Here is a 12957-nt window from a genome sequence, read left to right as displayed (position 1 = left end):
ATCTTACGATTTTGCAGAGCCCTGTGTTTTTGATAAACAGTCGCCTGGACCTCTTCACTGCGGCCAGCTTGCGCTGGCGACCTTTCTCCCGAAGTTACAGGTCTATTTTGCCTAGTTCCTTAGCCATGAATCTCTCGAGCGCCTTAGGATACTCTCCTCGACTACCTGTGTCGGTTTACGGTACGGGTACTTATAACCTAAGTTTAGAAGCTTTTCTTGACAGCCCTTAGGCACACTATCTCTTTGTCCGTAGACGCTGAGTACTATCGCATTTCTCCAAGTCTGACGCATTTTACTATCAAACCTATAGGTACGTGCTTCAACGAACTATTCCGTCAGTTCGCGGTGCTTTCATCACTGTGTCACTCCATCACTGTTATAAGTAGTACGGGAATATTAACCCGTTGGCCATCGACGTCCCCCTTCGGGTGTGCCTTAGGTCCCGACTAACCCTAAGCTGATTAGCATAGCTCAGGAATCCTTAGTCTTACGGCGGGGGTGTTTCTCGCACCCCTTATCGTTACTTATGCCTACATTTTCTTTTCTATAAGCTCCAGCAATTCTCACAAATCACCTTCTCTGCCGATAGAATGCTCCCCTACCACTCACGTTATAAAACGTAAATCCATAGCTTCGGTAGTATACTTATGCCCGATTATTATCCATGCTCAATCGCTCGACTAGTGAGCTGTTACGCACTCTTTAAATGAATGGCTGCTTCCAAGCCAACATCCTAGCTGTCTGGGCAATCAAACCGCGTTTTTTCAACTTAGCATACATTTGGGGACCTTAGCTGATGGTCTGGGTTCTTTCCCTCTCGGACATGGACCTTAGCACCCATGCCCTCACTGATGATTATCATTAATTAGCATTCGGAGTTTGTCAGGAATTGGTAGGCGGTGAAGCCCCCGCATCCAATCAGTAGCTCTACCTCTAAGTAACTATGATCATCGCTGCACCTAAATGCATTTCGGGGAGTACGAGCTATTTCCGAGTTTGATTGGCCTTTCACCCCTACCCACAGGTCATCCGAAAACTTTTCAGCGTTAAACGGTTCGGTCCTCCATTTAGTGTTACCTAAACTTCAACCTGCCCATGGGTAGATCACACGGTTTCGCGTCTACCACTACTGACTAAAGCGCCCTATTCAGACTCGCTTTCGCTACGGATCCAGACCTGAAGTCCTTATCCTTGCCAGCAACGGTAACTCGTAGGCTCATTATGCAAAAGGCACGCCGTCACCCAACTAATGGGCTCCGACCGCTTGTAGGCGTATGGTTTCAGGATCTTTTTCACTCCGTTATTCACGGTTCTTTTCACCTTTCCCTCACGGTACTGGTTCACTATCGGTCTCTCAGGAGTATTTAGCCTTAGCGGATGGTCCCGCCAGTTTCAATCAGGGTTTCACGTGCCCCGACCTACTCAGGATACCACTATTCTTATCTTTTCTTACTTATACGGGACTGTCACCCTCTTCGGTATACCTTTCCAGGTATTTCTAATTCAAGCCGCAAGAAATGTCGTGGTCCTACAACCCCAAAATTGCCGTAACAACTTTGGTTTGGGCTATTCCGCGTTCGCTCGCCACTACTTACGGAATCACTTTTGTTTTCTTCTCCTCCGCCTACTTAGATGTTTCAGTTCAGCGGGTTCGCCTCCTATACAGGATAATATGTCTTCAACATATTGGGTTGCCCCATTCGGATATCTACGGATCAATTCGTGTGTGCCAATCCCCGTAGCTTTTCGCAGCTTATCACGTCCTTCTTCGCCTCTGAGAGCCTAGGCATTCCCCATACGCCCTTATTTTGCTTATGTGCTTACAATTCTTTCGAATCGTACTTTCTATATATTTCTATATTTTTTGTTCTTTCTAACTGTTTTGTTAGTTAAGTTTTATCAATATGTCAATGAACGGTTGGACTTTAGTCCTTGTGGAGAATATCGGAGTCGAACCGATGACCTCCTGCGTGCAAGGCAGGCGCTCTAGCCAGCTGAGCTAATCCCCCGTTTCTAGTGTTTGGTTAACAGCTTACAGTTAACAGTAACTTTTGGGCGGTTAGTCTAAACCTCTAGTATTTCCTGTGTATTTTAGTAGTCCCGGGCAGACTCGAACTGCCGACCCCTACATTATCAGTGTAGTACTCTAACCAGCTGAGCTACGAGACTCTGTATAATACCTTTTTTTTATTTTTTGAACAAGCAGCGAGAGTAAGTAGAATTAACACTTAACTAATTCTCTAGAAAGGAGGTGTTCCAGCCGCACCTTCCGGTACGGCTACCTTGTTACGACTTAGCCCCAGTCACTAGTTTTACCCTAGGCAGCTCCTTGCGGTCACCGACTTCAGGTACCCCCAGCTTCCATGGCTTGACGGGCGGTGTGTACAAGGCCCGGGAACGTATTCACCGGATCATGGCTGATATCCGATTACTAGCGATTCCAGCTTCATAGAGTCGAGTTGCAGACTCCAATCCGAACTGAGACAAGCTTTGGAGATTCGCATCCTGTTGCCAGGTAGCTGCTTTCTGTACTTGCCATTGTAGCACGTGTGTAGCCCAGGACGTAAGGGCCGTGATGATTTGACGTCATCCCCACCTTCCTCTCGGTTTGCACCGGCAGTCTTGCTAGAGTCCCCGCCTTAACGCGATGGTAACTAACAATAGGGGTTGCGCTCGTTATAGGACTTAACCTGACACCTCACGGCACGAGCTGACGACAACCATGCAGCACCTTGTAAATTGTCCGAAGAAAAGTCTGTTTCCAAACCTGTCAATCTACATTTAAGCCCTGGTAAGGTTCCTCGCGTATCATCGAATTAAACCACATGCTCCACCGCTTGTGCGGGCCCCCGTCAATTCCTTTGAGTTTCATTCTTGCGAACGTACTCCCCAGGTGGGATACTTATCACTTTCGCTTAGCCACTCAGTCCGAAAACCGAACAGCTAGTATCCATCGTTTACGGCGTGGACTACCAGGGTATCTAATCCTGTTCGCTACCCACGCTTTCGTTCATCAGCGTCAATAAGTACGTAGTAACCTGCCTTCGCAATTGGTATTCCATGTAATATCTAAGCATTTCACCGCTACACTACATATTCTAGTTACTTCCATACTATTCAAGTCAAACAGTATCAACGGCAGTTTCATAGTTAAGCTATGAGATTTCACCACTGACTTATCTGACCGCCTACGAACCCTTTAAACCCAATAATTCCGGATAACGCTCGGATCCTCCGTATTACCGCGGCTGCTGGCACGGAGTTAGCCGATCCTTATTCTTACGGTACCGTCAAATACCTACTCGTAGGCACATTTCTTCCCGTACAAAAGCAGTTTACAATCCATAGGACCGTCATCCTGCACGCGGCATGGCTGGTTCAGAGTTGCCTCCATTGACCAATATTCCTCACTGCTGCCTCCCGTAGGAGTCTGGTCCGTGTCTCAGTACCAGTGTGGGGGATCTCCCTCTCAGGACCCCTAGTCATCGTTGCCTTGGTATGCCGTTACCATACCAACTAGCTAATGACACGCATGCCCATCTTTTACCGATAAATCTTTATTATTCAAATGATGCCATCAAAATAAACCATGGAGCATTAATCCGAATTTCTTCGGGCTATTCCCCTGTAAAAGGTAGGTTGCATACGCGTTACTCACCCGTGCGCCGGTCTCTAAAAAGCAAGCTTCTTATACCCCTCGACTTGCATGTGTTAGGCCTGCCGCTAGCGTTCATCCTGAGCCAGGATCAAACTCTTCATCGTATATTTTTTATATTTTCGATTAGCGCGTTAATTCAAATCTTTCGACTTGCCTTACTCTCTTTTTGTATGCTGTTGTCCAATATGTCTTAGAACGTATTCTTCTTGTTTTTTTCACTTGTGTTTCAAAGCGAGTGCAAAAGTAAAACTATTTTTTAATCTCGCAAAACTTTTTTCGAAAAATTTCTTTTTCTTTTTTTCTTGCAAACCACAGTGTTTACTGAAGCGGACCGCAAAGATAATACCTTATCTTTCACTTATCCAAACTTTATTTTGTTAAAGTTTTTAAAGCTTTTCAAAGTTATTAATTCTTCTTTGCTGCTTTCTTTATATTTAGGAGCATCTACCTCTAGAGTTGTTATTACTTCTCTAATGCGGATGTAAAAGTAGTATCTTTTACGCTACTTCCAAACTTTATAACGCCTTTTTTTAAAGGTTTTTTTCGGAGTAACGATAACTACCTATTATGATACACGTTACAAGTGAAACTTTTTTTAGTATTTCTGATATCACACTCCTTCCCTACCTTACTTACACCAGTAATAATGCATTTAATTCCTTTAACAAGATTCTTTATACTATATATAGTATAGTACACATCTAAACTAACATCTTATTCTACTATTAGTATTCTCATACCTTATAAGGTCCATTAAATCTTTCACAACTACCACTAACATAATTAAATAAACAACTAAATACCACAAAGTAATTCACTAACTTTATATAGAATTTAAAAATAAGAGTTATGGATAAAGCGAATATTTTAGAGAACCTAACTTATGGCGATAGTAAACCAGCGATAGCTATATTGATTGACAACGCAGCGACAAAAGAGATACGAATCGCTTTTAAAAGTGGACAAGAGATGAAAGAACACAAAACAAAGTTCCCCATAGTTGTACATATTATAAAGGGCAACATTGATTTTGGTGTAAACAGTGAGCGATATAACTTAAAAGAAGGAGATATAATCACTCTTGAGCCTAATGTACCACACGATTTACTAGCTAAAGCAGACAGTATAGTAAGATTAACTTTAAACAAATCTGATACAATTTCGAGGGTTGAGAAAGTAATTAACAGCTAATTACAAATGATACGAATAATGATCTTACAAGATTTACCAATATATAAGGTGTAAAGTACAATAAACCCATTGCTACTCTACACCTTTTTCCTTTTAAATACAAGGTCAAAGCTACAGAGAGCAACCGAAACATCTTGTTAAATCACGCATAGAAAGACAAATAATCTCTACTTTTGTAAAAAAACAATCACAATGAAAAAAATATTATTGAGTATATTTATTTTAATTAGCACACTCACTTATTCACAAAAACTTGAAATTATTCCCTTAGGTGTATATGGTGGAGGGATTGAAAGTAATCTATCCTCATATTTAATAGGTATAGAAAATAGCAAGAGCTATATTTCCTTAGATGCAGGCACGATACGAGCAGGAATAAACAAAACAATTGAATACAATACATTTGATGATACAACTGAAAACATCTTACAGAATTATATCAAAGGTTATTTTATAACTCATGGCCACCTAGATCATCTTGCTGGTTTAATCATTAATTCTCCAGATGACAGTAGTAAACCAATTTACGGATTACCATTTGTTATTGATGTTTTCAAAAACAATTACTTCAAAAATGCATCTTGGGCAAACTTCGGTAATGAAGGAGAAAAACCTATTATCGGAAAATACATATATCACAAGCTAACTCCATTTCGCACTTTTAAACTTGAAAACACCACTTTATCAGCGGAAGTATTTGAATTAAGCCATGTAAATCCACAAAAAAGTTCAGCTATATTAATTCAAAACAATGATGAATATGTACTATACTTTGGTGACACTGGCGCTGATAGAATAGAAAAGTCTGACAACCTAAATAGAATATGGGAATACATTGCCCCATTAGTTAAGAATAGAAACTTACAAACCATACTCATTGAGGTTTCTTTTCCAAACTCACAGCCAGAAGATAAACTATTTGGCCACCTAACACCTAACCTATTAAATGAAGAATTAACTAAATTAGCTCAATATACGGATAGTCAAACCCTAAAAGACTTAAACATAATTGTTACACACTTAAAGCCAGTAGGCAATCAAATAGAAACAATCAAGCAGGAACTTGAACAAAACAATCCACTTCAAGTAAAATACATATTTCCAGAACAAGGGAAGAAAATTTCACTATAAAAAAAGCCAATCTAATGATGGACTGACCCCAAAAAGTTGGACGAAGTTATGCAATCTTTTTAATATAATGAGCTCGGTATTCTACTGGGCTCATTCCATTTAAATTAATGCGTATTCGCTCGTTATTATAATATTTTATATACTGTTTTATCTCCTGAGTTAATTCCAATATGGAGTTGTATTTCTTTAAATAAAACAGTTCTGATTTCAATACTCCAAAGAAATTTTCGATTATAGCATTATCTAGACAATTTCCTTTTCTGGACATGCTTTGTTTAATATTATTATCCATTAACTTATTCTGGTATCTCTGTAATCTATATTGCCAACCCTGATCAGAATGAAGTATGGTTTCTATGTCAGTTGCTTTGTCTTTTTTTCTTCTTTTAAATGCTTTATTGAGCATATCAAGAATCTGCTGGTAGTTTGGAGAAGTGGATAAATTATAACTAATTATCTCTCCATTAAACAAATCTATTATTGGAGATAGGTATAATTTACTTCCTTTAACATTAAACTCTGTTACATCTGTAGCCCATTTTTGATGAGGCTTAGTTGCATTAAAATCTCGATTTAGTACGTTTTCTGTTGCTTTACCTATATCTCCTTTAAAAGACTTGTATTTCTTTGCTCTAATCACACTTTTATGACCTAGTTCTTTCATTAGTTTTGCGACAGTTTTGAAATTTACAGGTATTTTGAGTTCTCTTCGAAGCATTAATGTGACTCTTCTGTACCCATATAATCCTCTATACTTAGTAAAAATACGAGTTACATGTTTACCTAATTCAGCATGTTTATCCAAAAAAGTTATACTCTTCGTATGGTAATAATAACTACTACGAGCTAGCCCTGCTAAGTGTAGTAAATATTCTAGTTTATGTATGCGCCTTAGCTCCGTAATTATTACGGCTTCTTCTTTTTGGCTTGCTTGCTCTGAGCTAAGGCTTCTAACTTTTTTAGATAATCATTCTCTGCCCGCAAGTATGCTAGTTCTATTTTTAGCTTCTCTACTTCGCTCATCGATGCTTTTATCCCTGGAATATTTCTTTTCTTAGTCATCTTGATGTTTGTTTTGTTTTTCCTAAAATGTGCACCTCGATTATCTTCCAAGCCTTTAAATCCATTATTCTGGAATTTTTTAATCCACTGTAATAACACAGAAGAACTAGAGATTCTATACTTAACGCAGGTGTTAATCAAAGATAATCCACTTTTTTGATAGTCTTGTATAATGCTAACTTTTTCCTTTATCGTAAAGTTACTTTGGGAAATTCCCAGTAAGCCTTGTTTGCCATAAGCTTCATAAAGTTTAATCCAAAACCTCAGATTCGAAGGCATAATGCTTTCCTCTTTTGCAAGTCCTGTTAAACTATGTTTCCCTTCTAGAATTATAGTTACTAAACGTAACTTAAATTCATAATTGTATTTCTGTTTTCTACTCATAAAAAATGCCCCAAAATGTGTCTAACTTTTTGGGGCATGTCTATGATTGGCTTTTTTGTACTAAATATCTCATTAAGCTTCCCTTTTAGGGAAAACAACTTTACCTAAAAAATAAACAACTGTAAAAGCAATAAAAGAAGGAATCAACCACGGCACATCGTAACGACTCATTGGAACAACTTCTATTAATGAATTAAGTCTATCAATAGTATTAGTCGCATGCATTCTATTCTCAAAAATTGATTCTCTATACAAACCAATCATATAAACAACAAACTGATACAAAGCAATAACAGTTGTAGTTATAATTGCAGCTACAAAAGGAGCTTTTCTCTTTACATATTTACCAAAAACAACCATATATATAATCAAGGTAAGCGTTATTGGATAAATTATCCCTAAGAAAGGCCCTGCATAATCAATAATATCATCCACGCCTTTTACAGCTAGGTATCCAGATGATAAACAGGTAACAATAACGATAAAGCGATAACTCAATTTGCCGTTTGTCAACTGACTAAAGAAAGTACCTGTTGCACATACCAAAGCGATTGCCGTAGTAAGACAAGCTAAAGCAATACACAAAGACAAGGCTATAGTACCACTTGAACCCAGAACGCCATTTGAAATATGTAACAACAACTCCGTTCTTTTTAAGCTATCATTTATAGGATAACCAGAAGTTGCTCCCAGGTAAACCAAACCTCCATAAATAAATAACAAAAAGAATATAGCAACAGAGCCTGACATAAAAGTAACTTTCGTTTTTTCACCCAACTCTACATATCCACGAGCTTTCACCGCAGAAATAATAATTCCTGCATAAATTACTGAAGCTAACACATCCATCGTTTGATATCCTTCATAAAATCCCTTTCTAAAAGCCTCCAATCCGTTAATATTAGTTTCTTCTAACTGACCTAATGGGCTTGTAATCCCTAAGAAAATTAAAAAAATCAACAATATTAATAATATAGGGGTCAGATACTTCCCAATAATATCAACTACACGGGAAGGTGAAATTGACAGTGCTAAAGTAATTCCGAAGAAAATAACAGAAGATAGAACTGGACTAAAATCAGAAAATATAGGAACCACACCAATCTCGAAGGTCGTTGCTGCAGTACGTGGAATAGCCACCAAAGGACCTATGCTTAAGATGATAGCTGTTGCCAGAATCCATCCCAATCTACTATCAATTCGCTTTCCTAAATCAGTGAACTCATCACCTGAGTATAGTACAGCAATGATACCAAGAAAAGGAGCAAGAATAGCTGTTAAGGAAAAGCCTGTAACTGACCAATTCCAATCGTTACCAGTCAAAAGACCAATAATAGGTGGTAAAATGATATTCCCAGCGCCAAAAAACATTGCAAAAAGTGCAAATCCTATTGTTAACGCATCGAAAAACTTCTTTTTATTCATTCGATAAATTATGTCTAATCTTTTTTCATTTAAATTTAGAAAAAAATCAAAAAGAGATTATGATTAAAAAATAACGTTTTGATACCAAAACGGGGGTACAATATATAAAAATATTAAAACAACTTTAATAATTACATTTCATTTTTATTTAGACCTTATCACATAATTTATACCAATTTCAAAAAATAGAATACAATACAAAACCGAAAAATGTTAAAAAATGAACAATAACAACTTCCTTGAAACAGACCGCTTATATATCAACAAAATTAATTTGTTAAATGATATTCCGCATGTTCGACACTACTATAACGACAAAGAAACAATGTGTTGGATTCCCAATAGAAAAGATTATTACACGTCAGAGTACTTGTCAATGAAGTTTGAATCCAATAATAAGCTATATAAAAATGGCATAGGAATTTATAAAATAACACACAAAGCAGACAATAAAATAATAGGCGAAATAGGTTTGTATGACTGTGATAAAACAGACAATGCAATAGAAATAGGATACATTATCCTATCAACCTACTGGAGAAGGGGACTTGCAACAGAATTATTAATAAAAGTAGAAGATTATATACAACACATTCTAAAAAAGAAGTTGATCATTGCGCATCTAATCAAAGGTAATAAATGTTTTGACCCCTATAAACCTAGAGTATTTTTAAATTTTTAAAGTATAATGTTTTAGGCTACTTTTTCTCTGCTACAAATCAAGTGTTTGTCCTTTTCCCATTTCTCCATTGGAGTGATTTTTCCAAGCAAGCCATGTAGTCTTTTGTTATTATAAAATACTACGTACTTCTTTAATATTTGTTCTATTTGTCCAAAAGTAAAGTATTCAAATTTAGTAAAAACCTCTCTTTTTAAAGTACCGTGATAGGCTTCTATGTGAGCATTTTCCTCTGGTGTTGCTACGTGTGTAAATTCTTGTGATACACCTACTAAGGAAAGATATTCTCTTACATTCTTGGCAATAAATTGACTACCATTATCCGATCTAATAACCACATTTTTAGGGTAATCTAACTCTTCAAAAAGCCCTGACAATAATTCTATTACCTGCTTCTGCTTAATATTAAAGCTGAAGTAGTCTTTTAATATTCTACGACTGTGTACATCAATTACAGAAAGTAAATAAGCATTTTTACCTTTTTGTGGTATCCATACCATCTTAATATCCATTTCAATACACTCTAAGGGTCTCGTAGTCTTTACTTTACGATGCTTAACGTACTTCTTATCCGAATGATCTCTAGTTATACGAGTTTGTAAAAGCTTGGCGTTTTTCATGATACGATATACTTTTTTATGGTTAATGGTGTACCCTTCGCGTTTAAGATACTCGCTCATCATACGGTAGCCACAATCCATAAAATCACCCCTTAAAAGCTCTTTAATTGACTCTACAACAGTTTGTTCATTAACCCAACCTTGGGTTTTATGATAGGTTAATAAAGTAGCTTTATTACCTTTTGACTTGCCAGAACCCTTGAAGTAGTACGTGCTTTCACTTAAGCCAACCCAATGTATTAGTTTAGCTTTACTTTTTTGATATTTACTATAAAAGTATTCTACCAGATCTTTTTTGGATCGGATGTCCCAAACTTTTTTTTTAGAAGTTCACGTTGAACTTCTAATTCTATTTCTTTATCACTTAGTAGTTTACGGAGAATCTTATTCTCTTCTTCTGCTTTTTTAAGTTCTTTTGATTTGTCAGAAACAGCAGGTCTTAATCCTGATTCTCCTTGAGAATCGAATTTCTTCTTCCATGAGTAGAAAGTACCTGTACTTAAACTGTGTTTACGACAAGTTTCTATTACCCCATTTTCTTCTGCTTCTTCTAAAATTGATAGCTTCTCAGATAAGCTCCATTTCTTGTATTTCATAAGTCCAAAGTTATGTAATTAATTTACTAGTTTCACTCCAGCTTATTTAGGGGCTAAGATAATAAAGCATCAGAGAAGCTATTACAAAAAAGAGGATACAAAAAAACACAAGAAACAAAGATATCAACAGAAGTAACACGTATTCAATACACAAAAACCTTAACTGATTAATCAGTTAAGGTTTTATATAAATCGTCGAAAATTGGAATAATAAGTTTTCCTTTCTCAGTCAATGAATATTCTATATGAATAGGCTTTTCGGTAATCACCTGTCTAATTAATAGGCCATCATTTTCAAGCTCGCGTAGTGCAACAGACAATGATTGTTTATTCGTCCCTTCAATCAACCGCATATAATCACTAAATCTCTTAGGCTTTCCCTCTGTAGAATGTAAAATATGCATTTTCCACTTCCCCCCTAACGTCTTTAGCAATTGTTCTGCAGGGCATTCTTTATTCACTTCTTCCTCTTTTTTCATTAAATCACACTTAAATTTTAACCACTCTATACAAATTTAAGTATTAAAACTGAGCCTACCATAAATCGCAAGTTAACAAATCAAAAATATTCCATCTATGGAAGCTCAAATACAACTACTCATAAAATCAAAGCAATAAGAAATAATAAGCATAAACAAAAAATCTAACAATACTAAAATTTTAAGTAACTATTAACAAAAATAAGACAACATATTTTATCCTATTCACATTGAAAACATAGTAAAATTAAATAGTATTCTTTAACAATTCAGTTCCCATATCTATAAATCAAAGAAAAATATCTATATAAATCACATAAAACAATATTAAAAAAACAACATAAAGTAACCTTTAAACCATAAAAAATCGCCTTATTTTAGGTAAAAAAGTCAATAAAAAAAACTTTTTACACAACTTCAATATATTTTATGTTAATATTTTTACAATATACAAGTATGAGCAATAAGACAGAATAAAAACACATATAAGTAGATACAATGAAACAACCCTTTAGTACTATTAATTACGAACAAGTGTTAAAGAAAACTTAAGCCACTTTCACAACACACAAAAGACACCTATTATGACAAACACAAGACAAAAAATTCAAATTCAATCTAGTTTGATTGAATTGAAAAATTCACCAAATGAAGACTTTAAAATTTACACACAAGAAGAAGGAAAGAAATTATTCATTCCTTACAATAAAAAGTCTTACTACAAAGTTTCTTACTTAAAAAGCAAGAGTAAATTTTTTAGTGGAACAAAGGTAATTGAATTAGAAGGTCCAACTTTATTCTTTTCAAACCCTTTATCTCCTTATACATTTGAACCTATATCTGAAAATCCAGAAGGTTACTTCTGTTTATTTAGCAATAATTTCTTAGGTTTCAAAAGTAACTTAATGAAATCTATTTTATTTCACCTTGAGGAGAACCCTGTTTTTAGTCTAACCCCATCTCAGGATGAATTAATTTCTTTTATCTTCAAAAAGATGAAAGAAGAAGCGTCACAATCTTACGCACAGAAAATAGAATTATTAAGAAACTACATTGAGATTATTATTCACCAAAGTAATAAACTAAATGTTGCTTATAAAGTAGAGCATAAAAAGAATGCGCCACAACGTTTGTGCTCACAGTTTTTGGAATTATTAGAGAAACAGTTCCCTGTGACATCTATTCAGAATGTCTTAGAATTAAAGACTCCTAATGATTTCGCAACAAAACTAAGTGTACATACAAATCACTTGAATCACACAATTAATAAGATATTAGGTAAATCTACTTCAACGTGTATACAAGAAAGAATACTTGTTGAAGCTAAAAAACTACTAAGTACAACAGACTGGAGTGTGTCAGAGATAGCTTATACATTAGGCTTTGAATATCCAACATATTTCTCTAGTTTCTTTAAAAAAGCAACTAAAATGAGTCCAAACGTATTTAGGAAAAACTAATAAACACATAAATTCATTTGAAATTTATAAGTTTATGTGAGATAAAAATCTTATTTTTACAACAGAAAAAAACATTTTCACTTAAATTACTTCATGTATAATTATTGCTCTTTCTTCAAGCAATTAAAATAACTGAAGAAACAGTAGCCCTAATCTTTTTTTATTGCATAGCAGCCACCTTTTTAAGGTGGCTGCTTTCATTTTGAAGTTCTATCTCAATTGTAGAAAAATTTAGAACAAGTTAAATTTCCTAATAATCATAAAGTTTTAAT

The 12957-nt window shown here is 35.6% G+C and carries 10 protein-coding genes, 2 tRNA genes and 2 rRNA genes (1 of these 14 only partly in view); 4 read left to right on the top strand and 10 right to left on the bottom strand.

Annotation, left to right across the window (positions count from 1 at the left end; genetic code table 11):
- From NWE55_RS10580 to NWE55_RS10565, 4 genes are all read right to left on the bottom strand, one after another.
- A 23S ribosomal RNA gene (locus tag NWE55_RS10580) occupies positions 1-1818 on the bottom strand (it extends 1074 nt beyond the left edge of the window).
- A 117-nt stretch (positions 1819-1935) separates the two neighbouring features.
- Positions 1936-2009, bottom strand: a tRNA-Ala gene (locus NWE55_RS10575).
- An 86-nt stretch (positions 2010-2095) separates the two neighbouring features.
- Positions 2096-2169, bottom strand: a tRNA-Ile gene (locus NWE55_RS10570).
- A 75-nt stretch (positions 2170-2244) separates the two neighbouring features.
- Positions 2245-3762, bottom strand: a 16S ribosomal RNA gene (locus NWE55_RS10565).
- Together the 16S and 23S rRNA genes with 2 tRNA genes alongside form the textbook arrangement of a ribosomal RNA operon.
- Before the next feature lie 745 nt (positions 3763-4507).
- Here NWE55_RS10565 and NWE55_RS10560 point away from each other — a divergent pair.
- Positions 4508-4849, top strand: a complete 342-nt coding sequence (locus tag NWE55_RS10560; protein ID WP_155093478.1) for a cupin domain-containing protein — start codon at positions 4508-4510, stop codon at positions 4847-4849.
- Between the two features lie 192 nt (positions 4850-5041).
- Positions 5042-5980: an MBL fold metallo-hydrolase gene (locus tag NWE55_RS10555; RefSeq protein WP_155093477.1), complete on the top strand. Its 939-nt coding sequence runs from the start codon at positions 5042-5044 to the stop codon at positions 5978-5980.
- A 46-nt stretch (positions 5981-6026) separates the two neighbouring features.
- On the opposite strand, the gene NWE55_RS10550 is transcribed toward NWE55_RS10555, so the two are convergent.
- The 3 genes from NWE55_RS10550 to brnQ form a co-directional block, all read right to left on the bottom strand.
- The gene (locus NWE55_RS10550; RefSeq protein WP_258204719.1) at positions 6027-6884 is read right to left on the bottom strand and encodes an IS3 family transposase; all 858 of its coding nucleotides are present in this window, start codon (positions 6882-6884) and stop codon (positions 6027-6029) included.
- Positions 6885-6886: 2 nt separating this feature from the next.
- On the bottom strand, positions 6887-7426 hold the full coding sequence (locus tag NWE55_RS10545; RefSeq protein ID WP_155091062.1) for a helix-turn-helix domain-containing protein: 540 nt from the start codon (positions 7424-7426) through the stop codon (positions 6887-6889).
- Between the two features lie 72 nt (positions 7427-7498).
- The gene (gene brnQ / locus NWE55_RS10540; RefSeq protein ID WP_160340011.1) at positions 7499-8851 is read right to left on the bottom strand and encodes a branched-chain amino acid transport system II carrier protein; all 1353 of its coding nucleotides are present in this window, start codon (positions 8849-8851) and stop codon (positions 7499-7501) included.
- A 220-nt stretch (positions 8852-9071) separates the two neighbouring features.
- Here brnQ and NWE55_RS10535 point away from each other — a divergent pair, with 220 nt between their 5' ends.
- On the top strand, positions 9072-9533 hold the full coding sequence (locus tag NWE55_RS10535; RefSeq protein WP_258204052.1) for a GNAT family N-acetyltransferase: 462 nt from the start codon (positions 9072-9074) through the stop codon (positions 9531-9533).
- Between the two features lie 11 nt (positions 9534-9544).
- Here NWE55_RS10535 and NWE55_RS10530 read toward each other — a convergent pair whose 3' ends face one another.
- From NWE55_RS10530 to NWE55_RS10520, 3 genes are all read right to left on the bottom strand, one after another.
- A complete protein-coding gene (locus NWE55_RS10530; RefSeq protein ID WP_155093492.1) occupies positions 9545-10438 on the bottom strand; it encodes an IS3 family transposase in 894 nt (297 codons plus the stop codon).
- Entirely contained in the window at positions 10432-10746 is a 315-nt protein-coding gene (locus NWE55_RS10525) for a transposase (protein ID WP_155093491.1), read from the bottom strand. Before NWE55_RS10525 ends, NWE55_RS10530 begins: the two co-directional genes overlap by 7 nt.
- Before the next feature lie 167 nt (positions 10747-10913).
- Positions 10914-11225, bottom strand: a complete 312-nt coding sequence (locus NWE55_RS10520) for a winged helix-turn-helix transcriptional regulator (RefSeq protein ID WP_258204051.1) — start codon at positions 11223-11225, stop codon at positions 10914-10916.
- A gap of 584 nt (positions 11226-11809) precedes the next feature.
- On the opposite strand from NWE55_RS10520, the gene NWE55_RS10515 reads away from it, so the two are divergent.
- A complete protein-coding gene (locus tag NWE55_RS10515; RefSeq protein WP_155091066.1) occupies positions 11810-12685 on the top strand; it encodes a helix-turn-helix domain-containing protein in 876 nt (291 codons plus the stop codon).
- The last annotated feature ends 272 nt before the right edge of the window (positions 12686-12957 follow it).

Source organism: Myroides albus (genome assembly GCF_024722315.1).
In the GTDB taxonomy this organism is placed as follows: domain Bacteria; phylum Bacteroidota; class Bacteroidia; order Flavobacteriales; family Flavobacteriaceae; genus Flavobacterium; species Flavobacterium album_A.
Note: the sequence above shows the minus strand (reverse complement) of the source record. Positions and strands in the feature narration are given on the sequence as shown.

What these genes read in the sequence shown, in the direction of transcription:
- NWE55_RS10560 (WP_155093478.1), top strand. Translation starts at nt 4,508, where the DNA reads ATGGATAAAGCGAATATTTTAGAGAACCTAACTTATGGCGATAGTAAA.
- NWE55_RS10555 (WP_155093477.1), top strand. Translation starts at nt 5,042, where the DNA reads ATGAAAAAAATATTATTGAGTATATTTATTTTAATTAGCACACTCACT.
- NWE55_RS10545 (WP_155091062.1), bottom strand. Translation starts at nt 7,426, where the DNA reads ATGAGTAGAAAACAGAAATACAATTATGAATTTAAGTTACGTTTAGTA.
- brnQ (WP_160340011.1), bottom strand. Translation starts at nt 8,851, where the DNA reads ATGAATAAAAAGAAGTTTTTCGATGCGTTAACAATAGGATTTGCACTT.
- NWE55_RS10535 (WP_258204052.1), top strand. Translation starts at nt 9,072, where the DNA reads ATGAACAATAACAACTTCCTTGAAACAGACCGCTTATATATCAACAAA.
- NWE55_RS10525 (WP_155093491.1), bottom strand. Translation starts at nt 10,746, where the DNA reads ATGAAATACAAGAAATGGAGCTTATCTGAGAAGCTATCAATTTTAGAA.
- NWE55_RS10520 (WP_258204051.1), bottom strand. Translation starts at nt 11,225, where the DNA reads ATGAAAAAAGAGGAAGAAGTGAATAAAGAATGCCCTGCAGAACAATTG.
- NWE55_RS10515 (WP_155091066.1), top strand. Translation starts at nt 11,810, where the DNA reads ATGACAAACACAAGACAAAAAATTCAAATTCAATCTAGTTTGATTGAA.